At 63.1% G+C, this 19,546-nt stretch carries 16 protein-coding genes; 3 read left to right on the forward strand and 13 right to left on the reverse strand.

Annotated elements, in window-relative coordinates; all coding sequences use genetic code 11:
- The 13 genes from FEI13_RS08970 to FEI13_RS09035 form a co-directional block, all read right to left on the reverse strand.
- Positions 1-1,056, reverse strand: coding sequence for an ester cyclase (locus FEI13_RS08970; protein ID WP_240036482.1), 1,056 nt, complete (start codon positions 1,054-1,056; stop codon positions 1-3).
- A gap of 133 nt (positions 1,057-1,189) precedes the next feature.
- Positions 1,190-2,110, reverse strand: coding sequence for a carbohydrate ABC transporter permease (locus FEI13_RS08975; RefSeq protein WP_138181199.1), 921 nt, complete (start codon positions 2,108-2,110; stop codon positions 1,190-1,192).
- A 10-nt stretch (positions 2,111-2,120) separates the two neighbouring features.
- A complete protein-coding gene (locus tag FEI13_RS08980; RefSeq protein ID WP_138181200.1) occupies positions 2,121-3,152 on the reverse strand; it encodes a carbohydrate ABC transporter permease in 1,032 nt (343 codons plus the stop codon).
- Between the two features lie 67 nt (positions 3,153-3,219).
- Positions 3,220-4,464 (reverse strand): ABC transporter substrate-binding protein, encoded by a 1,245-nt coding sequence (locus FEI13_RS08985; protein ID WP_138181201.1) that lies wholly within the window; start codon positions 4,462-4,464, stop codon positions 3,220-3,222.
- Between the two features lie 27 nt (positions 4,465-4,491).
- Positions 4,492-5,610 (reverse strand): ABC transporter ATP-binding protein, encoded by a 1,119-nt coding sequence (locus FEI13_RS08990; RefSeq protein ID WP_138181202.1) that lies wholly within the window; start codon positions 5,608-5,610, stop codon positions 4,492-4,494.
- Between the two features lie 466 nt (positions 5,611-6,076).
- Positions 6,077-7,045 (reverse strand): nuclear transport factor 2 family protein, encoded by a 969-nt coding sequence (locus FEI13_RS09000; protein WP_138181204.1) that lies wholly within the window; start codon positions 7,043-7,045, stop codon positions 6,077-6,079.
- Positions 7,046-7,061: 16 nt separating this feature from the next.
- Complete coding sequence (locus tag FEI13_RS09005; protein WP_138181205.1) at positions 7,062-7,814, reverse strand: SDR family NAD(P)-dependent oxidoreductase; 753 nt, start codon at positions 7,812-7,814, stop codon at positions 7,062-7,064.
- Between the two features lie 23 nt (positions 7,815-7,837).
- Positions 7,838-9,148, reverse strand: coding sequence for a histidinol dehydrogenase (gene hisD / locus FEI13_RS09010; RefSeq protein ID WP_138181206.1), 1,311 nt, complete (start codon positions 9,146-9,148; stop codon positions 7,838-7,840).
- A gap of 165 nt (positions 9,149-9,313) precedes the next feature.
- Positions 9,314-10,921: a sodium:solute symporter family transporter gene (locus FEI13_RS09015; RefSeq protein WP_138181207.1), complete on the reverse strand. Its 1,608-nt coding sequence runs from the start codon at positions 10,919-10,921 to the stop codon at positions 9,314-9,316.
- Positions 10,922-11,136: 215 nt separating this feature from the next.
- Positions 11,137-12,162 (reverse strand): LacI family DNA-binding transcriptional regulator, encoded by a 1,026-nt coding sequence (locus FEI13_RS09020; RefSeq protein ID WP_138181208.1) that lies wholly within the window; start codon positions 12,160-12,162, stop codon positions 11,137-11,139.
- A 218-nt stretch (positions 12,163-12,380) separates the two neighbouring features.
- Complete coding sequence (locus FEI13_RS09025) at positions 12,381-13,574, reverse strand: MFS transporter (protein WP_138181209.1); 1,194 nt, start codon at positions 13,572-13,574, stop codon at positions 12,381-12,383.
- Between the two features lie 478 nt (positions 13,575-14,052).
- Entirely contained in the window at positions 14,053-14,715 is a 663-nt protein-coding gene (locus FEI13_RS09030) for an MFS transporter (RefSeq protein ID WP_138181210.1), read from the reverse strand.
- Positions 14,709-15,614: a LysR family transcriptional regulator gene (locus FEI13_RS09035; RefSeq protein WP_138181211.1), complete on the reverse strand. Its 906-nt coding sequence runs from the start codon at positions 15,612-15,614 to the stop codon at positions 14,709-14,711. The genes FEI13_RS09030 and FEI13_RS09035 overlap by 7 nt, the downstream gene beginning before the upstream one ends.
- Before the next feature lie 177 nt (positions 15,615-15,791).
- On the opposite strand from FEI13_RS09035, the gene FEI13_RS09040 reads away from it, so the two are divergent.
- The 3 genes from FEI13_RS09040 to FEI13_RS09050 are packed head-to-tail and all read left to right on the forward strand — an operon-like array spanning position 15,792 to position 19,514.
- Positions 15,792-16,550, forward strand: a complete 759-nt coding sequence (locus tag FEI13_RS09040) for an enoyl-CoA hydratase/isomerase family protein (RefSeq protein WP_138181212.1) — start codon at positions 15,792-15,794, stop codon at positions 16,548-16,550.
- 25 nt (positions 16,551-16,575) lie between these two features.
- Positions 16,576-18,723, forward strand: a complete 2,148-nt coding sequence (locus tag FEI13_RS09045) for an acetate--CoA ligase family protein (protein ID WP_204758388.1) — start codon at positions 16,576-16,578, stop codon at positions 18,721-18,723.
- Complete coding sequence (locus FEI13_RS09050) at positions 18,720-19,514, forward strand: enoyl-CoA hydratase (protein ID WP_138181213.1); 795 nt, start codon at positions 18,720-18,722, stop codon at positions 19,512-19,514. Before FEI13_RS09045 ends, FEI13_RS09050 begins: the two co-directional genes overlap by 4 nt.
- Positions 19,515-19,546 lie beyond the last annotated feature (32 nt).

Here is a 19,546-nt window from a genome sequence, read left to right on the forward strand (position 1 = left end):
TCAAGCTTCGCCGACGGGAAATGGAATGTCGCCAACCACGCGGGCCTTGTTGAACTCGCGCAGACGCGCGAAGACGTCCACGCCCAGCTGGCGATAGGCATCCAGTAGATCGACCGTCACCCAGTTTTCCCGGATCTTGCCGTCTTCCAATCGCCAGAAATCCAGCGATCGCATGGCGATCTTCTTGCCCGAGGGCGCGATGCCCAACCAGCCATCGTCGGTCACCGTCTGCATCATGTTGGGCCAGCCGGTGACCGCCGCGTAATCGCCATCGCCGAAGAAGTGATAGATGATCTCGTCCAGATACTGACCGCGGTCGGGCATGCCGCTCAGGAAGGGAATCTGGTGCCAGTTTCGAAAACCGGCGATGCCACGGCCCGTGCCGATGCCGGCCGGACCGTACCAGTTCATCCGCTCATGCCAGAACCTTGGCATCTCCATCACTTCCGGCCCGCCCTGGCTGGGATGTTTCTTCATATGGTCCAGCATCTCTACGATGTGGCGGCAGGAGGCCTTTGACTTCTCCTCATCCCAGGGACCCGGCACAACGCCATCCATCGTTGCCGGACCAGGAATGCAGAACTCGAGACCGAGGGAAGGCGCCAGCGGCCAGGCCTTTGCCTGCATCATTACCTCTGGGATATCCCAGATGGTTTGGATCTCGACGACCCGGCCTTCCTCGAAGCGATAAAATTCATGGAAGCGCATGTGCGTCAAATGGCCGGTCGGTGGAATATCCAGCCAGGGCTTCACGAAGGTGCCATAGTAATGGCCCCCGCAACCGATCCAGTCACCACCATGTTCGGTGCGCCCGCCCATGACGATCCAGTCACGACGCTCCAGGTCGGGCATGGACTCGAACAGCGGCGCATAGCAGCTGTCGTAAAGCTCCATCGGACCGGCCAGATCGCCGAAGGGGTGGCACATGTGCACCACCGCGTCCGGGGCGATCAGCCCCTCCAGCGCGGTTCGAACGCCTTTCTCGCTAAAATCGCGCATCGCTTCCCGCATCGGGGCAATCATCATTTTGTTCTGGGTATGGGTGTCCGTGGTCATTCTTTAACCTCTCCATTGCTCACATTCTTGCCGCCAAGCCGGCGGTCGTGGATATCGCCTTGTCCAGCGGTGCCAATGAAACCTTCAATGATGCGGAGAACCGCCCCCCGACATGGCCTGGGGGCGTGAACGATCATCCTTTCACCGCCCCGGCGGTCAGGCCGCTGACGATCTGCCGCTGGAAGAACAGGATCAGGACGAACAGCGGGGCGGTGGCCGAGACCACGGCGGCGACGGCGTACATGACCTTGCCTTCGACCTGGGTCGTGCCCAGGAAGCTGTTGATCGCGGGAATGATGGTCTCGTTCTCCGAACTCAGCAGCATCGCGGTCACCGCGAAGTCGTTGTAGGCCAGCAGGAAGCTGAACAGGCCGGTGGTGATCACGCCGGGCCACATGACCGGAATGATCACGTGCCGGAAGGCCTGGAAGCGGGTACAGCCATCGACCATGGCGCTTTCGTCCATGTCCTTGGGGATGTTGAGGAAGAACGAGTGCAGCATCCACAGGGTGAAGGGCTGATTGATTGCCACCAGCACGATGATGGTGGTCGGCAGGATGCCCCAGATGTTCCACTCGAAGAAGGGCAGCATATAGCCCGAGACGAGGGTGATATGCGGCATGGCGCGAAATGCCAGTGCGGCCATCAGCAGCCAGAAGGCATAGCGGCGGCCGGAGCGAGCCAGCGCGTAGCCGCCCAGCGTGCCGATGGTGAGCGAGATGATCACCGTGAAGAACACGACGATGCCCGAGTTGATGACATTGCGCCAGAACGCTTCGTCGACCCAGGCGCCGTAGTAGCCTGCCAGGGTAAAGGCACTGCCGGTCTCCTTGATCGTGTTGACCCCGTAGATGGCGTTCTGCCAGTCAACCTTGGAGAAGAAGTCCGATTGAACCTTGAAGCTGCCCCAGAAGGTCCAGAAAAAGGGAAAGGCCGCGACGATCAGCCAGAGCGCTACGAGAGCCAGGGAGATGACGGTGAGCGGCGACAAGCGGAACCGGGCTTTACTGCTCACCGCGGAGTCTGCGATGCGGGATTGTGCTTTGGTTGTCATGGTCGTGCCCTCAGTGTGCTTTACGGTTGAAATCGCGCCAGGTGCGAATCAACACCGGTGTCAGGAGGATGACCACGCCGATGATCGTCAACATCGAGGTCGCCCCGGCGGAACCGTAGAGGGGATTGCCGCTTTCGCGCAGGTCGTTGTAGATGATCCAGCTGAGCGACGTGGCATGGGCCTCGGCCTTGAAACTGACGATCGGCTCGAAGACCCGGAAGTTGTCCATCAGGAGCATCAGCGTCACGAAGGACATCAACGGAGCCAGATGCGGCACCACCACATGGATCATGCGCTGCCACTTGGACGCGCCGTCGATCTTGGCGGCTTCCATGGTGTCCTCGGGCACGGTCTGAAGCCCTGCGTAGAACGTGATGAAGCTGAACGGCAGGGTGTGCCAGACGCCATACACGATCAGCATGGTCCAGGTGAGTGCCGTCGAGGCCTTCAGGCTGAGCGTGGGATCGTCAAAGACACTCTGAATAGTGGCGCCGATAACGCCGTCGCCATCGACCATCCAGAACAGGATCAACGCGCCCACCAAAGGCGTGACGAGAAAGGGCAACAGCGAGATGAAGATCGACGGCCCCTTGAGCAACCTGGGCAGGTTGTTGACGCCCACCGCAATCGCCAGGCCCAGAACGATGACTACCGGAGTCACCACGGCCGTGTAGGTCAGCGTGAAGAACAGTGCGCGGTAGAAAGGCAGGTTGGAGACCTGCCCCCAGAACTCGCCCAGGGTGTCGGTGCCACGCCAGGCCTCGCCGACTTCCGCAAAGGCCAGGTGCGAACGATTGAGGTAAGTCCCGAGCCCGTTGAACTGGCCCAGGGGCTGCTCTTCCTGCAGCTGGGCCGTCGCCTCGGCATCGACTTTGGTGGTGGAGGTACAGCCGAACGGGCCACAGTTTTCGGATACCACCAGTACCTGCTCGTTCTCGACGAACAGCGACTGGATGGCAACCGAAACGATGGGCAGCGCGATGAACAGGATCATCGCGGAAAGCGTCGGCAGGATGAACCAGAAGAAGGTGCGGTGCTTCATGACAGGCGCCTCGGTGTTCAGTCCGGAAAATAACGAGGGAGCCGATCGCCCCCTCCAGCCGAAAGGCTTAGTTGATGAAACCGGCTTCCCTGGCCGAGGTGCGATAAGCGTTCTCGACATCTGCCAGCGCCTTCTCGGCGCTTTCGTTACCCTTCAGGAAGTCGGTCAATTCCGAACCGAGTGCCGCATGCAGCAGCGCCATCTGCGGGATCATCGGGTAGGGACGCGCCCCGCCCTGCATCGTGGCAGTCACGCCCGCAGCCGCAGGCCCGGGCTCGAACCCATCGATCATCCAGACGGCATCATCGTTGTTTTCCGCCACCATCTCCGGGGTCAGCGCACTGACCAGCGCGGCGAATGTTGCCTCGGCGTCTTCATCCGGAACATTGGCGGCAATGGAGATTCCGTCCCACCACAGGGTGGCCGAAGGGGTCGAGCCACCGCCGACGGTGGGCGCCGCCGACAGCACCGTGTTCGACGCCACCGCCTCGGCGGAGCCTTCTTCCTCCAGGATGGGAGCCCCGCGAGAGCCCCACATGATGCCCAGCGCCGCCTGTCCGGACTCCCACAGGCCCTGGGTCTCGTTCGAGGCATGGGTCAAATGATCCGGATGGGCATATTCGACCAGTGCTTTCATGGTTTGCAGCGTGGCGATGCCCTCCTCACTGCTGACCGAAGGCTCGGCGGACCCCGACTCGAAGAACTCGCCATCGTGACCGAGATAGATCGTGTTGAACGCTTCGGCCAGGCTCCACCCGGTCTGGAGGTTCATCACCAGCGGGTGCTCCATGACCCCCGCGGAGCGGATCTTTTCCGCCGCCGCCAGTACCTCTTCATAGGTCGCCGGAATGCTGTCCACGCCGGCCTGCTGCAGGATGTCCTGACGCGAGAACAGGTGCTGCGAATTGGCCATGAAGGCCACGGCCATGACGTCGCCATCGATGGTGATCCGCAGATGCTCCGGGATGTTGTCCTCGTATTTTTCGACCAGATCGTTCAACGGCCTTACCAACCCATCGTTCATCAGCTGGGTCAGCGTCGAGTTGGCCAGGATCACCGAGCTATATTCCGCCGGGTTCGGCGTCAGCGCCGCGTTCATCATCTGGCGCGCCTCGGTGGTATGGTTGACGCTAAACTCGGCGGCGGACTCTGCACAGTTCGCTCTCGCCTGGTCCACGACGGCGCGGATCGCCGGGAAGTCGCTCGCCAGGATGCGAATGGACTGCCCTTCCGGTCCACAGTCAGCGGCAAAAGCCGACGAACACATCAAGCCGGAAACCAGTGATGCGGCAGCAAGCCTTTTCGATAGCATTGTCATTGTCCTTGTTTTGGTTTTAGATTAGGCGCCAATCTGATTGCATCCATACGATGGACGCCGGGAGTTGGGAACATGACAGGGGGCACGATCACCCTCGATCCGCACGCCGGTTTGACCATCAAACAAGTGGCAGATTTCCTGCGGCACTGAGATCGACACCATGTCGTCGATCTCGGCACGGAAATTCTTGTCCGCCTTGACCGAGACCAGCGAACCGCCAACGCGCACCGAGATCATCGTCGCATCGCCCAGCATCTCCAGCGTGTAGATTGGGGCGTTGATCTGGCCCTTTCCCGGTGACGCGATGCCGGAATCCTCAGCGCGGAACCCCAGGGTCAAGGGGCCGTCCTGCACACTCAAGCCGGGAATTTCTACATGCGATGCGCGGAAGGTACCGCCCTCTACATGACCATCAATCAAGTTCATCGCCGGACTGCCGATGAAGCTGGCGACAAACATATTGACCGGGTTGTCATAGATTTCGGTCGGGCTTCCGATTTGCTGTACCACGCCGTTTTTCATCACGACGACCCGGTCGGCCAGTGTCATCGCCTCAATCTGGTCGTGGGTCACGTAGATCGTCGTCACCGCCAACTCATGGCTGAGATTCTTGATCTGGGCGCGGGTTGAAACGCGCAGCTTGGCATCGAGGTTAGACAGTGGCTCGTCCATCAGGAAGACGTTGGGTTCGCGAACGATTGCCCGAGCCAAGGCGACACGCTGGCGCTGGCCACCGGACAGCTCCGACGGCTTGCGATGCAGGAAGTCGTCCAGCTCGACCATCGCGGAGGCGCGGCGGACCTTCTCGTCATGTGTCGAGGAATCGCCCCCGCGCACCTTCAGCGGAAAACGGATGTTGTCGTAGACACTCATGTTGGGGTAGAGCGCGTAGGACTGAAACACCATCGCCACATCCCGGTCCTTGGGCTCCATGTCATTGACACGCTCCCCGCCAATCAGAATGTCACCCTCAGTGGCATCTTCGAGTCCCGCGATCATCCGCATGGTAGTGGTTTTTCCGCATCCCGAAGGACCTAGAAGTACCAGGAACTCCTTGTCGGCGATGGTGAGGTCGAAGTTGTCGACGCCGACAAATGAACCCCAGCGTTTACCAACATTCTTGAGTGTTACTTCAGCCATAAGATCCCCTATGAGCATCACTTTATTTGTTTGTATACGTATGCAATGAGAGTAGACCTAAAACATTCAGGCTTGCAATCTATTTTTCGATGCAACACGTATGTTTTGGGTACATGCTTATGACGAATCATTGTGCTTGGGTTAGCGCCTCACCACGTGCCACGGATCTTGCGTTCGATGGGGCACGCGCCCGGTGGCATGCCGGGGTTTCAGGCCAATCATCACAATCTGAGGTACCAAAAGCACTCGTCCCACAGGAATCCGAGGATCGCAGCCGCAGTTTGGCGAAGGGAATCCTGTTGCATGCGTAACCATCATGAGTCGTCACAAGTCCCCCTCCCCACGCCCCACCCCGACGTCGATATCGACCTCGAGGTGCTGCGGCCAGCCCTGGCGAGGGGTAAAGGGCTCGGCGGCCTCCAGCGCGAGTTCAGCGGCCTTACTCGCCGCCCCCCGGCGCCGGTCATCAGGACTCCTGCAGGCGATGTTGGGCGATCTGGGCATGGATGGCGATCTCGTCGAGCTGGTGCCATTCGCGCACCACGACGTCGCCGCGCAGCTCGGCGTGGGTGATGCCTAACAGCACCACCGGGGCGCCGCTGGCCGGGCCGAACACGCCGCCGCCCTGGTGGGCGGTCTCCAGGGACCAGCGCAGCGCGATGCGACGCGGGGCGCCGGCGTCTTCGCGGTCGATCCAGTGGTGGATCCGGAAGGTGCCGGCCGGGAAGGCGGCCTTGTAGCCGAACCAGAAGCGCTCCAGGTCGTCGTGGCCGCGCAGGGTCCGGGCGCCGGGCACCTTGGCGTCGATGGCCCGGTCGTAGCCGGTGCGCAGCCGCTCCAGGCGACCGTGCTGCCAGAGATCCCGGTAGCGCTCGGCGACCGGTCCCAGGGTTTCGATGTCGAGGTCGCCCTCGGGCCCGCGCCAGCGGTCGACCAGTGCCTCCCGGCCGGGCATCGGGGCCTTCTCGGCCAGGGCCTGGCCCATGGCCTCGGGGGAATGGCCCAGCTGCAGGGCCAGGCCGGCCTGGTCGCGCACCAGCCACTCGTCGACGATGCGGTCGCCGCGGCACAGGCAGTCGGCCACGGTCATCACCCCGGCCCGCACCCCGGTGGGCGCGCCGAAGGCGCCATGCCCCTGGTGGGTCATGTGGGAGAAGATGCGGTGGGAGGAATAGTAGGTGCCGGGGGCATCCTCGCTGTCGATCACGTCCTCGCCGAGCAGGGTGCGGTCCGGGAACTCCTGAAGGGTCTCCAGGGTGCCGCGAATCACGCCCTCCACGCCGCTGAAGGCCCCGGCCGGGGTCTTCACCGGGCAGTCCTCGGCGTAGTAGTCGCGGATCAGGTCGATGCCGCGCCCTTCCCAGATCCACTCGGTGATCGTGAGGATGTAGTCGCGCAGGTCGTCGAAGCGCTTGTCGAAGCCGGACAGGCTCATGGAATTCTCCTTGGGGTCAGTGGGCGGTCCAGCCGCCGTCTACCATCAGGGCGCCGCCGGTCACCAGGGCGGCGGCATCCGAGGCGAGGAAGGCCACCGGCCCCATGATGTCCTCGATCTGCCCCAGACGCCCCAGCGGAATCTTCGCCAGCACTTCCTCACGGAAGCCCGGCTTGTCGAAGAAGGGCCGGGTCATCGGCGTCTCGATGAAGGTCGGGCAGACGCTGTTGACGCGGATGCCGCGGGGGCCAAGCTCCACCGCCATGGACCGGGTCATGCCCTCCACCGCCGCCTTGGAGGTGCAGTAGAGAGTCCGGTTGGCGGCACCCACATGCCCCATCTGGGAGGACATGTTGATGATCGAGCCGCCTTCCGGCATCGCCTCGGCCACGGCCTGGGCCAGGAAATAGGCGGCGCGGACGTTGATGTCCATGACCGCCGCATAGTCCGCCTCATCGATCTCGGCGAGGGGCTTGGGCCGGTTAGTGCCGGCATTGTTGACCAGCACGTCGATGGACCGACCGGCCAAGGCGGCCCGCACCGCGGCGGTATCGGTAACGTCCAGGGCCAGCGACTCGGCGTCGAGGCCGGCGGCGGCCATCGCCGCCACCGCCTCGTCCAGCACCGCGGCGTCCCGGGCCACCAGGATCACATGGGCGCCGGCCTGGGCCAGGGCGCAGGCCGCCGCCAGCCCCAGGCCCTTGCTGGCACCGGTGACCAGGGCCGTGCGCCCGTCGAGGCGCGAACTCGGTGTCTGAGGGAGTGTCATGGTTGCCTCCTTATCGGGTCGCCTCAGGCTTCCACCTGACCGGCGTAGGGAACGTCACGCTTGCCGTAGCGGCGCACGCGCTCGTTGGCCTGCTCACCGTGGCCGGCGAAGCCTTCCAGGGCGCACAGCCGCGAGCAGTAGCCGCCGATGCGAGCGGAGGCCTCGTCGGTCAGCACCTTCTGGTAGGTGCAGGTCTTGAGGAACTTGCCGACCCACAGGCCGCCGGTGTAGCGCGCCGCCTTCTTGGTCGGCAGGGTGTGGTTGGTGCCGATGACTTTGTCGCCGTAGGCGACGTTGGTGCGCGGGCCCAGGAAAAGCGCGCCGTAGTTGACCATGTTCTCCAGGTACCAGTCCGGGTTCTCGGTCATCACCTGGACGTGCTCGTAGGCCATCTCGTTGGCGACCTGGAGCATCTCCTCGTGGGTGTCGCAGACGATGATCTCACCATAATTCTCCCACGACTGGCGCGCGACCTCGGCGGTGGGCAGTTTCTCGAGCAGCTCGGCGATGGCGGCCTCGGTGTCCCTGGCCAGCTGCTCGGAGGTGGTCAGCAGCGCGCAGGGCGAGTTGGTGCCGTGCTCGGCCTGACCCAGCAGGTCCGTGGCGCACAGCAGGCCGTCGACGCTGTCGTCGGCGATCACCAGGGTCTCGGTGGGGCCGGCGAAGAGATCGATGCCGACGCGACCGAACAGCTGGCGCTTGGCCTCGGCGACGAAGGCGTTGCCCGGACCGACCAGCATGTCCACCGGCGCGATGCTCTCGGTGCCGATGGCCATGCCGCCCACGGCCTGGACGCCGCCCAGCACCAGGATCTCGTCGGCGCCGGCCAGATGCATGGCGGCGACGATGGCCGGGTGCGGCTTGCCCTTGTAGGGAGGCGCGGCGGCGACCACCCGCTTGACGCCGGCCACCTTGGCCGTCAGCACGCTCATGTGGGCCGAGGCCACCATCGGATAGCCGCCGCCGGGGATGTAGCAACCCACCGCCTCGATGGGCACGTGCTTGTGGCCCAGGATGATGCCGGGGCTGTTCTCGACTTCGATCTCCTGCATGGAAGCCAGCTGGGCCTCGGCGAAGCGGCGCACCTGGGCCTGGGCAAAGCGAATGTCCTCCAGCGCCTGGGGGTCGACCTCGCTGATCGCCTGGTCGATCTCCTCCTGGGTCAGGAAGAAGCTCTCCGGCGACCAGCCGTCGAAACGCTCCGAGAGCTCACGCACGGCGCTGTCGCCGCGGGCTTCGATATCAGCCAGGGTGGTCTCGACCACCTCGCGGACCTTGCGGTCGGCCTCAGCACGAGTATCGGCGGCAGCGCCGGTCTTGAGATGACGAATCATGGGAGTGTCCTCACGGCTGTCGTTAATGGGTCTTGTCAGGGGGCCGGAGGTGGCGACCGAGGCCACACCGGCGGTGCATGGTGTCAATCTGGCACTTACTGCATACGAATGCAATACAGCTTGAGAAAAAGACCCGGCGCCTCACGGCGCGGGGCCAAGGGAGACTCAGATACCGACGGTGAAGAGGTACAGGGCGATCATGGTGGCGAAGAAGAACACCACCAGCAGCCAGCTCACGTTGTCCACCTTGCCGGGCAGCCGCGACCAGCCGCCCTCCTCGGTGGCCAGCCCCTGCTCGCGGAACATCGCCTTCTGCCCCTTGATGGTGTACTCGGAGTACTCGGCCTGACGGCCGTCCAGCAGCAGGCTGGCCAGCCAGGAGACGGTGATGTTCACGCCGGCGCCGATGGCGCAGAACCAGGGCCAGGTGACCTCAGTGCTGGTGGCCACGAACCAGACCACCGCAAAGCCCGCCGCGACCCCCACCAGCAGGCCACGCTCGGTGGTGTGCTTGGAGAAGAAGCCCAGGCCGTACATGCTCAGCTTGGCGCCGACGAAGTAGGAACCGGCCTTGGTCAGCAACTCGAGCACCGAGCCCTCGTTCTGGGCAAACAGGATCGCCGGGACCACGATCAGCACGGCCCAGACCACGGTGAACCACCGCGAGGCCTTGAGGTAGTGCTGGGAGCTGGCGTCCTTGCGGAAGTACTTCTCGTAGAAGTCGACCGTGGTCACGGTGGCCAGGGAGTTCAGCGCGGAGTCGAGGCTGGACATGGACGCGGCCACCACGGCGGCGGCCACGATGCCCAGCAGCCCCGGCAGGCCGTATTCGGCGGCGAACTGCAGCACGATGGTGTTGCTGTTCTCGAACTCGCGGCCATCGTAGTAATGGAAGAACAGCACGCCCATCAGCAGGAACAGGAAATAGATAAAGAAGGCGGCGAAGCCCATGAACATGAAGGACTTCTTGGCGTCGCCGATATTCTTGGCGGCCAGCGCGCGCTGCACCACCATCTGGTTAGCGCCGTAGACGGTGACGTGGTAGAGGGTCATCGCGATGACGCCGGACCACACGGTGGCCGACACGCCGAGGTCGAAGGACCAGTCGAGGATATTCATCTTGCCCTTGGCCTGCAGCGCCTCCAGGGAAGCGCCCAGCGACTCGGGCATGCGATCGATCAGAGCGTAGAAGATGATCACCGCGCCGATCAGCAGGATGACCGCCTGCAGCACGTCGGTCCAGATCACCGCGGTGATGCCGCCCATCATGGTGTAGACCAGGGCGATCAGCGAGATCACCACGATGGCGGTGACCACGTCGACGCCGGTGATGTAAGCCATCACCAGGGCCGTCGCGTAGAGCACCGCCGCGGAAGACAGCGCCTGGGTCATCATGAAGATGATCGACATGACGCCGCGGGCCTTCTTGCCGAAGCGCCGCTCCTGGTACTCGTAGATGGACACGACGCCGCTGTTGTAGAAGAACGGCAGGAACAGCGTGATCACCAGGAAGACCACCAGCGGGTAGTTGATCTGGATCATCATCACGCCCATGCCGCTCCCATAGGACCAGGCTGGACCGCCGAGGAAGGACATGGCGCTGACGTAGGTGGCCATCACCGAGAGGCCGATGGCCCACCAGGGAGTGGTCTTGTTGCCCAGGTAGTAGTCCTCGGCGCTGTGGACCTTCTTGCTCAGCACCGAACCCATCACCAGGTTCACGAGCAGATAGACGATCAGGATCGTCCAGTTGAGTACGCCGAAATTTTCCATCACAGGCTTCCGTATCGTTGTCGGAGTGTCGGTCAGGGTGTAAAGCTAAACGTGGCACAAAATGAATACGTTTGCAAAACAGGCCCGAAAGCTGCTGTGACGAGGGGCGTCACCGAGTGGCTAAGAGCAGCATTTCATTTCAATAGGATAGAAATAGCCCCCGGGGAGGAAGCGAGGCATCGCGACTAGACCAAAGTCTAGCCCCGTCAGCAGATTCAGTCGACGGAAGCGGCCACGGGGCGACGGGCAGTGGCGCGCAGGATCGGCGTTACCGGCAAGACACGGTGCTCGGCGACGACGGCCTCCTCGCGAATCTGCTTGAGCAGCAGGGTCGTCGCCTCTTCGATCATCTGGTCCACGGGTTGGCGGACCGTGGTCAGCCGATAGCTCGGCCAGGCAGATACCGGCGTGTCATCGAAGCCGATCACAGAGACGTCCTCGGGCACGCGTAGCCCGAGCTCGTGGCGCAACGTCTCCAGCACGGCGACCGCCATGTGGTCACTGGCGACGAAGATGGCATCGGGACGGGGAGACATGGCGAACAGCTCACGGGTAGCCTGGCGAGCCTGCTCGAAGTCGTAGTTGCCATGGACCACGGCATGACAGGTCAGGCCATGGGAGGCTAGCCCATCGACGAAGCCCTGGTGGCGACGCCGGCTGGTAGACGACGACTCCAGCCCGGACACGAACGCCGCACGCTGGTGCCCCCCCATGGCCAGATAGCTACCGGCCCAGAAGCCGCCGTGGTAGTTATCGCTGTAGACTTGGCTGACGCCCTCGAACGCCACGTTGCGGTTGAGCAGCACCACCGGTACGCCGGTCTCCACGCACTCCTCGGCGAGGGAGGAAGTCAACAGCGCCGACATCATCAGGATGCCATCGACCTGACTCTGCAGGATCCGATCCATGACGCCCGCGAAATCGCCGTCCTCGGGGACCACGAACAGCAGCAAATGGTAGTCCTCCGCCTGGAAACGCAGCGAGGCCTTCTCGACGGCGAGCGGGTAGAACATGTTGTCCAGCGTCGACAGCACCAGGGCAATGGTGCGTGACGAGCGAGTGATCAGGGACCTGGCGATGCTGTTGGGACGGTAGCCAAGCTCCTTGGCGGCCTTCAGCACCTTGCGCCGCGTCTTCTCGGAAATGCTCGCCTTGGGCGAGAAGCAGCGGCTGACGGCCGACTGGGAGACGCCGGCGAGTTCTGCCACCTCCCGAGATGTCACGGCGGGCTTGCGCTTCATGGGTCATACCTGTTTGAAATCGAGAGCATCTTACCATCGCTGAGAGTAAAGCAGGGTTTGTCACATTCAAACCCTAGCATGACACGAAACCTCGAAGGGCCCCGCCCGGCAGGGGCTATCGCAAGGCCTGCACCGGCGGGCAAGCTCTCTCGGCTATGAACCCCCGCCAAGCAATGCCTCCAGGCAGCAGATTCCCTGACACTGGGGGGATAGGCCTGTCATTCATTGCTCTGCAACCGTTCTGGCGAAACGCCGATACCGGCATGGCGCAACATCAAGCAAGTGCCGATGGCCAGCAATATGCTCACTTCAAAGATACTCACAAAGGCAAAAAGCGCCGTGGGCCCCCACTGGGCCATGCTGGCCGAGGCCAGAATCGGGGCCGCAACGCCACCGATGGCGTAGCCGATCAACAGTCCGCTGCTGGCAGCCACCAGCTGTTCAGAGGGCAATCGATCGTGGGCCACGCCGACGCTGGTGGGTTGAATGCAGCCCAGAAGACTGCCCAGAGCCAGGGCCACCACTGGCAAGGGGAATGAGGGCTTGGCGCCGACCAGCGACAGGGCCGTGATGGCGACCAGACCGAGCAGCAGCATAAGAACGGTGGTGCGACCGTATCGGTCCGCCAGGCGGCCGACCGGATATTGCAGCAGCATGCCGCCGAACACCAGCGCCGCCATGAAGATCGAAATCTCGTAAGTGGACAGGCCTGTTTGCCGGCCATAAAGGGGTGCAAGATTGTAGAAGGCTCCCACGGCACACCCCGCCCCCACGGCCCCCAGTACACCGACCGGGGCCCGGCGCAACAAGGCCGTCAGTGGCATGGTCCGGCTATCGGGCAGAGGAGGGTTTTGTGTTCGAACCCAGGCCAGGGGCAGTGCGCCGAAAGCGCTCAGCAGGGCGGCCATCAGGAAAGCCCGCTGCGGCTCCTGGGCTGCGAAGTTAATCAACAGCTGGCCCGAGCCCAGTGCCAGGTAGAAGACCATCTGGTGTAATGCCAGTAGTCGGCCCCGGTTTCGAGGACCGGCGAAACTGCTCAACCAGCTTTCCAGTACGATCAGCATCACCCCGGCGGCAAAACCGCTGCTCAGGCGCAACAGCCCCCAGAGCTGGGCATCCCCGCCAAAGGCGTGGAGTATGCCCACCATGGTGGCCAGACTGGCAAAGCCGGCAAAGGCGCGAATATGACCGACATGCCGAATCAATCGCTTACCCTGCCAGCAGCCCAGGATCAGGCCCACGGAGTAGAAGGCCATCACAGCGCCAATCTCGCCGATGGGAGTGCTCTGATTTGCCAGGGAAAGCGGGATGGCAATGCCGAGCAGCCCCATGGCCTGCATTTGCGCCAACAGGCTGATGAGGATGGCGGCGATGGTCAGTACTCGCCGGGCGCTGTTCGGGGTATCGCTCACTGGGACCGTCCATTGGGGAATTCGAGAAGGCGGGTTCGCCTCTGGGAAGTTAAATCGTACTTCGCATGCACTATGACGGCGTTGACGCTCATCAAGGGCTGGCGAGATGGTGCCGGTGCGCCTGTTTACCCAGACGGAAGGCCGGCACTGCCTTCCGCCTCTGGCGACGGTTCGGCGACGAGAGGAAGCCCAGCAGGCGCAGCCGGAACAGCGACAGCTCGGGCACTGAAGGAGGTGATCAGCATCACCGGGGTGCCGATGAAAGCCATCAGCTGCAGCGCCGGCTAGAACTTCCGGTGGGTGGCCCGGCCGATGCGACAGGCCACGTACATGTAGAGGATCGGAGCCATCGGCGGACTGTTGGCGCCGATCACCACCGGACAGATGACGATGGCACCGAATGGTCTGGGGCACCGAAACCGTGCCCCACGTCATGGATATTCTCCGCCGGTAGGCAATGTTCACCAGCGGTCCTGCCTCACAGGCCCCCTCCCCCTGTCGCCGCGGTGGGAAACCTCGACCCCGGCCGGGTGACCGACCCAGGCGCCACGCCGGATGTTAGGGAGTCTCGGAGGGCCGCTCCTGCAGCGGTTCTTCCCTGTCCGCGGCATCCTCTAGCTCCCCCGATGGTGCCCGGCGGGCCTCGCCCGCCGCAAAGGTCACCCCGAGAATGACCCAGCGCCGATCCATGCGCTCGGAGAGTCGCCCCAATGGCCATTGCAGCAGGGCTGCCGCCGCAGATCACTGCCCCCATGAACAGGGCAATACGGGCGACAGAAAGGCCGGCGTCGTGGGCATAGACCGCGCCCATCCCCATGATGGTGCCGTTGATCAGACCGGCAACGAAGACGCCCCGGGCACCGAACAGCGAGATACGACATAGCCGGCTCACGGACATGCGCGACGCGAGACTGACGTCAGGGGCCGGCATGGCGCTGAGCAGCAGCGGTAACAGGGCGACGGAAATCAGGGTCGACGACAGGATGAAGAGATCGGCCTCCGAGGGGGCGGCCACGTTCAGCAGCAGCTGTCCACCGCCCTGGCCGAGGTACATGACCACCATGCAGACAGCCAGCATACGCCCCCGGGTGAGGTTGGTCGCGCGGTTGTTCAGCCAGCTCTCGGAGACGATCCTCACCAATCGAACTCTTCACGCAAGCCCTGAACGATATTCTTGACCATCTTGATGACCTCCCTGCCCCCCCGGCTAATGGGACGGCTTGTGGTACTGGTCAAGATGGCCTGGCGGGTCAAGACGGGATTGACGATGTGGCTGGCACTCAGGTGCCCTTCTGCCACTTCCTCGAACACCGCCTGGGGACTCAAAATGGTGAAACAGTCATGCTGTTTCACCACATCCTTCTGAACCCTCAGCGAATCGGCTTCCAACACAATGTTAAGCCTCACTCCCTGGCGCTTGGCAGTGTCATCCACCAAGACTCTTAAACCATTGGGATAGATCGGCAAGACCAGTGGCAACCCCTGCAGGGCCTGGAAACCCACGGTCGAGCCTGTCAATGGGTCACCAAGGGGTGCAACAAGCATCAACCCCGAATCCAGCAGCACCTCTTCCTTTTCCTGCCTGGCCGCGCGATAGCGGCTCAGCACCCCGATATCCACGTGCCCCGTTGCGACCCAGTGTTCAATCTGGTCACTAAATCCCTCATAGATGCGCAGCTGAATGCCCGGAAACCGCTTCCGGGTCTCGTTAAACAGCCTTGCCACCAGTGGCGTCGTCATGGATGGCAACACCCCGAGTGTCACGATCCCGGTGGGCGATCCTCCGAGATCACGAAGATCCGAGGCCACCTCGTCGGCATGGCTGATCAGGCTACGAATGCGGGGCAGCGCCGCCTCTCCCAGTTCGGTCAGGGCAACCCCTCGTCCGGTGCGGTGGAACAACGCTCCTCCGAGCTCCTCCTCCAGGGCACTGATGGCCCGACTGAGTGACGGCTGGGTGATGCCGAGCTGGGCCGAAGCCTTGGTCAGGCTGCCCGACTCATGGACTCTCAAGAAAATTTCTAGGTTTTTCAGGTTCATGACCAGATATCCACAAAACGCATACCTGGTATGTTCGCCATGCTATTCACAAATAGCAAGACCGGGGACCATAGTCACCACAGTCCTGATGCAACCGCCACGCTCAACGCGCAGGCCGTGAACCTAACCCTCAGGTCAAAACCTATAAGAAACCACCAGCAATCAAGAGATCCGCTCATGTCACAACTTGTAGTCCGGGAAAGCAGAGGCGATATTGCCACTCTCACCCTCAATCGCCCGAGTGTCCTCAATGCGATCAATGGCGCCATGCGTGATGCCTTGATCGAAGCCTTTCAGGAGCTCAACCAGGACGCCTCGGTGAAAGCCATCGTGCTGACGGGCTCCGGGGATCGGGCCTTCTCCGCCGGCCAGGACCTGGCCGAGGCCGCCGCCTTCTCGCCCGAAGAGGTGGAGGCCTGGATGACCCACCAGTGCCGACTGTTGCAGGCCATGCGCGACCTCGAGAAGCCAGCCGTCGCGGCCTTCAACGGCGTGGCGGCAGGCGTCGGTTTCCAGCTTGGCCTGCTGGCGGATCTGCGTGTCGGCTACCCGGACATGCGACTCGGTCAACCCGAGGTCAAGGTCGGGCTGGCAAGCATCATGGGCTCCAGCTTGATGGCGCTCCATCTCGGCCATGCCCTCAACAGCGAATTGTCCCTGCTCGGCAATCTGATCACGGGCCAGCGAGCCCATGATATCGGCCTGCTGAACCGCCTGGTGACCAAGGAGCAAGTAGTAACCACCGCCTGGACGCTGGCAGAAGAGTTCGCCGCTCTACCGAGCGAAGCCGTGCGTCTCAGCAAACAACGCTTTCGCGCACAGTCACAATCGGCGTTCGATGCCGCCTGTACGGATCTGGTCCGATATCAGTACGAACGCTACCTGACAGGAGAGCCTCAGGCCATCATGCAACGCTTCCTGACGAAAAGCGCATAATTTCCCTTCAGAGCACAGTATTCTCATGAGCCATAACAAGACGACACACTCGCTGATGGAACATGCCTTTCAGGCGCGTTCGATTGCCATCATCGGTGCCTCGGAGAGCCCCAATAGTGTGGGTGGCCGACCTATCCACTATATGACACGGTTCGGCTATCGCGGCGTGCTCTTTCCCGTGAACCCTAAACGCGAACAGGTTCAGGGCTTGAAATGCTACCCCAGTCTTGACGCCCTACCCACGTCGCCGGAGCTGGTCATCATCGCGGTATCCGCCAGGCGGGCATCGGAAGCGATGCAAGCCTGTGCCCAACGAGGCGTTCGTAGTGTGGTCATGATGTCCTCCGGTTTCAGTGAAACCGGAGACGCCGGCCGCCAAGCCGAGCAGGAACTCGTCGCGATCGCCCAGGAGGCCGGGATACGCCTCATCGGGCCAAACTCACAGGGCATCGCGAACTTCCGGGATGGGGTCGTCGCCAACTTCTCGACCATGTTCATGGAAGTGCCGCCTCAGGACGGCAACATCGCCATCATCGGGCAAAGCGGTGCCGCAAGCGTCATGCCTTATGCCTTGTTACGCGAGCGTGGACTGGGCGTCAGGTATCTCGCGGCCACCGGCAACGATGCCGATGTGACCAGTGCCGACTTGATCGAGGCGGTGCTCGAGGATCCCGACATTCGCCTGGTGCTGCTTTACCTGGAAGCGATCAAGGATGCGCGTTCGCTCGCCCGAGCCGCGCAGCGAGCTCGTGAGCGAGGTGTCGCCATCGTGGCCCTCAAGTCTGGCACCAGCCGGAAGGGCCAGTCGGCTGCCAGTTCCCATACCGGCGCGCTGGCGACAGAGGATGCCGTCGTCGATGCCTTCTTCCGCCGTCATGCGATATGGCGCGTTCGCGACATCCAGGACCTGGCTGCCGCCAGCGAGCTGTACTTGGCGAACGCCTCCCTTGGCCGTGGCCAGATGCTGACCATGAGCCACAGCGGGGCCGTCGGGGTGATCTGTGCTGACGCGGCGGAGCGACTGGGGGTGGTCCTCCCCGACCTGAGTGATGCCACTGTCCAGCGCCTGCGCGAGATCATGCCGGCCTTCGGCGCCATCCATAACCCCCTGGATCTGACGGCCGGCCTGTTGAGTGATGGCACCCTGTTCGGCAAGGCCCTCGACGTGCTCTGCGCCGACCCTCGCCTGGACATCCTTCATATCGGGATGCCGGTGGCAGGCGAAGGCTACGACGTCGAAGGCTTCGCCCGCGCCGCCAGGGACGCCAGCGAGCGAAGCGGCAAGCCGGTGATCGTCTCCGGGCCCCAGCGCGCCATCCTGTCTCACTTCGCGGCCCAGGGCCTGTTGACGTATCAGAGTGACACCGAGGTCATTCGACAGGTCCATCAGGTCGTCCATCACCGGCGTCTCATGCAGCAGGCCCCACCGCCGATTGATGACGCACCTCCTGCGCTACAGATCGGGGCCGCCGGCGACGGCATGGATGAAGCCGCCAGCCTGCGTCTGCTCGACGCCATGGGGCTCCCGGTCGTCGATCATCACGTCTGTCATGGTGCCGAGCAGGCTCGAGAGGCCTTTCAGCGACTCGGCGGGACTTGCGTACTGAAGGCGTGTACCCCGGCCATTCCCCACAAGTCCGAGCATGGGCTGGTGTGGTTGAATCTCGCTTCCGAAACGGCTGTCCAGAAGGCCTATGGCGACTGCCTCACCCGGCTCGAGGCCCTGGGCATCGAGGGGACCGTCATCGTCGCCCGTCAGGAATCGGGATTGCGTGAGATTGCCCTGGGGGGGCGTCAAGATCCGGTGCTGGGCCCCGTGGTACTGGTGGGGGACGGCGGCAAGTATGTCGAAGCGGTGAAGGACTATCGGTTGCTGGTGCCTCCCTTCACCGCAGCCGAAGTCCGCGAAGCCCTCCAGCAAACTCGGATCTGGCCGATCCTCGAAGGCGTCCGCGGCGATGCGCCTGCCGACATCGCGGCGCTTTGCGATGCCGCGGTTCGACTCGGCAACACCCTAGCCGTGACCCCCACCCTCGACGAGATCGATCTCAACCCGGTGCTGATCAAGCCAGCCGGGCAGGGAGCCGTGATCGTCGACGCACTGATTTCGGTGAAGGCGACCGCCGACGCCGACGATACCCCCATGCTTCATCATCAGGAGGCCTCCGCATGAGCAAAGAAGTGACCCTCGAGATTCACGACCGTGTGGCCAGGGTGACCCTCGCCCGCCCCGAGAAGTTGAACGCCCTGACCACCAACGGTTTCCTCGAACTCAGCGATACCCTGGCCCGGCTCGCCTACGACAATGATGTCGCCGTGGTGATCGTGACCGGCCAAGGGCGTGCCTTCAGCGCCGGGGGCGATGTCGCCGGCATGGCCTCGGGTGATGAGTTCACCGAGCCCACTCTGGAGGGGCGTGCCCAGACGCTCCGACGCGCCATGGAGTGCGCACGGCTGCTGCATGACATGCCCAAGCCGACCCTGGCCATGCTGCATGGAGCGACCGCCGGTGCCGGCTTGTCCATTGCCCTGGCCTGTGACCTGCGTATTGCCTCGACCAGTACGCGCCTGCTCACGGCCTTCAAGGATGTCGCCTATTCCGGTGACTTCGGTGGCAGTTATTTCCTCACCCACCTGGTCGGTCCCGCCAAGGCCAAGGAACTGTACTTCTTCTCCGAGCGACTCTCGGCGGAACAAGCCCTGGACTGGGGCATCGTCAATCGGGTCACGACCGATGACGAGCTCGAGACGGTGACGCTGGAGCTCGCCCATCGCCTCGCCGAGGGGCCCGAGATCGCGCTGCGCTACATGAAGCGCAATCTGAATGCAGCCGAAGTGAGCAGCCTGGCGGAGGTCATGGAGCTCGAAGCCTGGCATCACACTCGCTGCGGCATGACCGACGACCATCTGGAAGGCGCCAGAGCCTTCGTCGAGAAGCGTCAGCCGGTCTTCCAGGGCCGCTGAGGCGCTTACCTCCTGACACAGATGCCAACAAC

Source organism: Halomonas urmiana, from assembly GCF_005780185.1.
Taxonomy (GTDB): Bacteria; Pseudomonadota; Gammaproteobacteria; order Pseudomonadales; family Halomonadaceae; genus Halomonas; species Halomonas urmiana.

Excerpts from the sequence above, each read along its gene's own strand:
- FEI13_RS08970 (WP_240036482.1), bottom strand. The coding sequence starts at position 1,056 with ATGACCACGGACACCCATACCCAGAACAAAATGATGATTGCCCCGATG.
- FEI13_RS08975 (WP_138181199.1), bottom strand. The coding sequence starts at position 2,110 with ATGACAACCAAAGCACAATCCCGCATCGCAGACTCCGCGGTGAGCAGT.
- FEI13_RS08980 (WP_138181200.1), bottom strand. The coding sequence starts at position 3,152 with ATGAAGCACCGCACCTTCTTCTGGTTCATCCTGCCGACGCTTTCCGCG.
- FEI13_RS08985 (WP_138181201.1), bottom strand. The coding sequence starts at position 4,464 with ATGCTATCGAAAAGGCTTGCTGCCGCATCACTGGTTTCCGGCTTGATG.
- FEI13_RS08990 (WP_138181202.1), bottom strand. The coding sequence starts at position 5,610 with ATGGCTGAAGTAACACTCAAGAATGTTGGTAAACGCTGGGGTTCATTT.
- FEI13_RS09000 (WP_138181204.1), bottom strand. The coding sequence starts at position 7,045 with ATGAGCCTGTCCGGCTTCGACAAGCGCTTCGACGACCTGCGCGACTAC.
- FEI13_RS09005 (WP_138181205.1), bottom strand. The coding sequence starts at position 7,814 with ATGACACTCCCTCAGACACCGAGTTCGCGCCTCGACGGGCGCACGGCC.
- hisD (WP_138181206.1), bottom strand. The coding sequence starts at position 9,148 with ATGATTCGTCATCTCAAGACCGGCGCTGCCGCCGATACTCGTGCTGAG.
- FEI13_RS09015 (WP_138181207.1), bottom strand. The coding sequence starts at position 10,921 with ATGGAAAATTTCGGCGTACTCAACTGGACGATCCTGATCGTCTATCTG.
- FEI13_RS09020 (WP_138181208.1), bottom strand. The coding sequence starts at position 12,162 with ATGAAGCGCAAGCCCGCCGTGACATCTCGGGAGGTGGCAGAACTCGCC.
- FEI13_RS09035 (WP_138181211.1), bottom strand. The coding sequence starts at position 15,614 with ATGAACCTGAAAAACCTAGAAATTTTCTTGAGAGTCCATGAGTCGGGC.
- FEI13_RS09040 (WP_138181212.1), top strand. The coding sequence starts at position 15,792 with ATGTCACAACTTGTAGTCCGGGAAAGCAGAGGCGATATTGCCACTCTC.
- FEI13_RS09045 (WP_204758388.1), top strand. The coding sequence starts at position 16,576 with ATGAGCCATAACAAGACGACACACTCGCTGATGGAACATGCCTTTCAG.
- FEI13_RS09050 (WP_138181213.1), top strand. The coding sequence starts at position 18,720 with ATGAGCAAAGAAGTGACCCTCGAGATTCACGACCGTGTGGCCAGGGTG.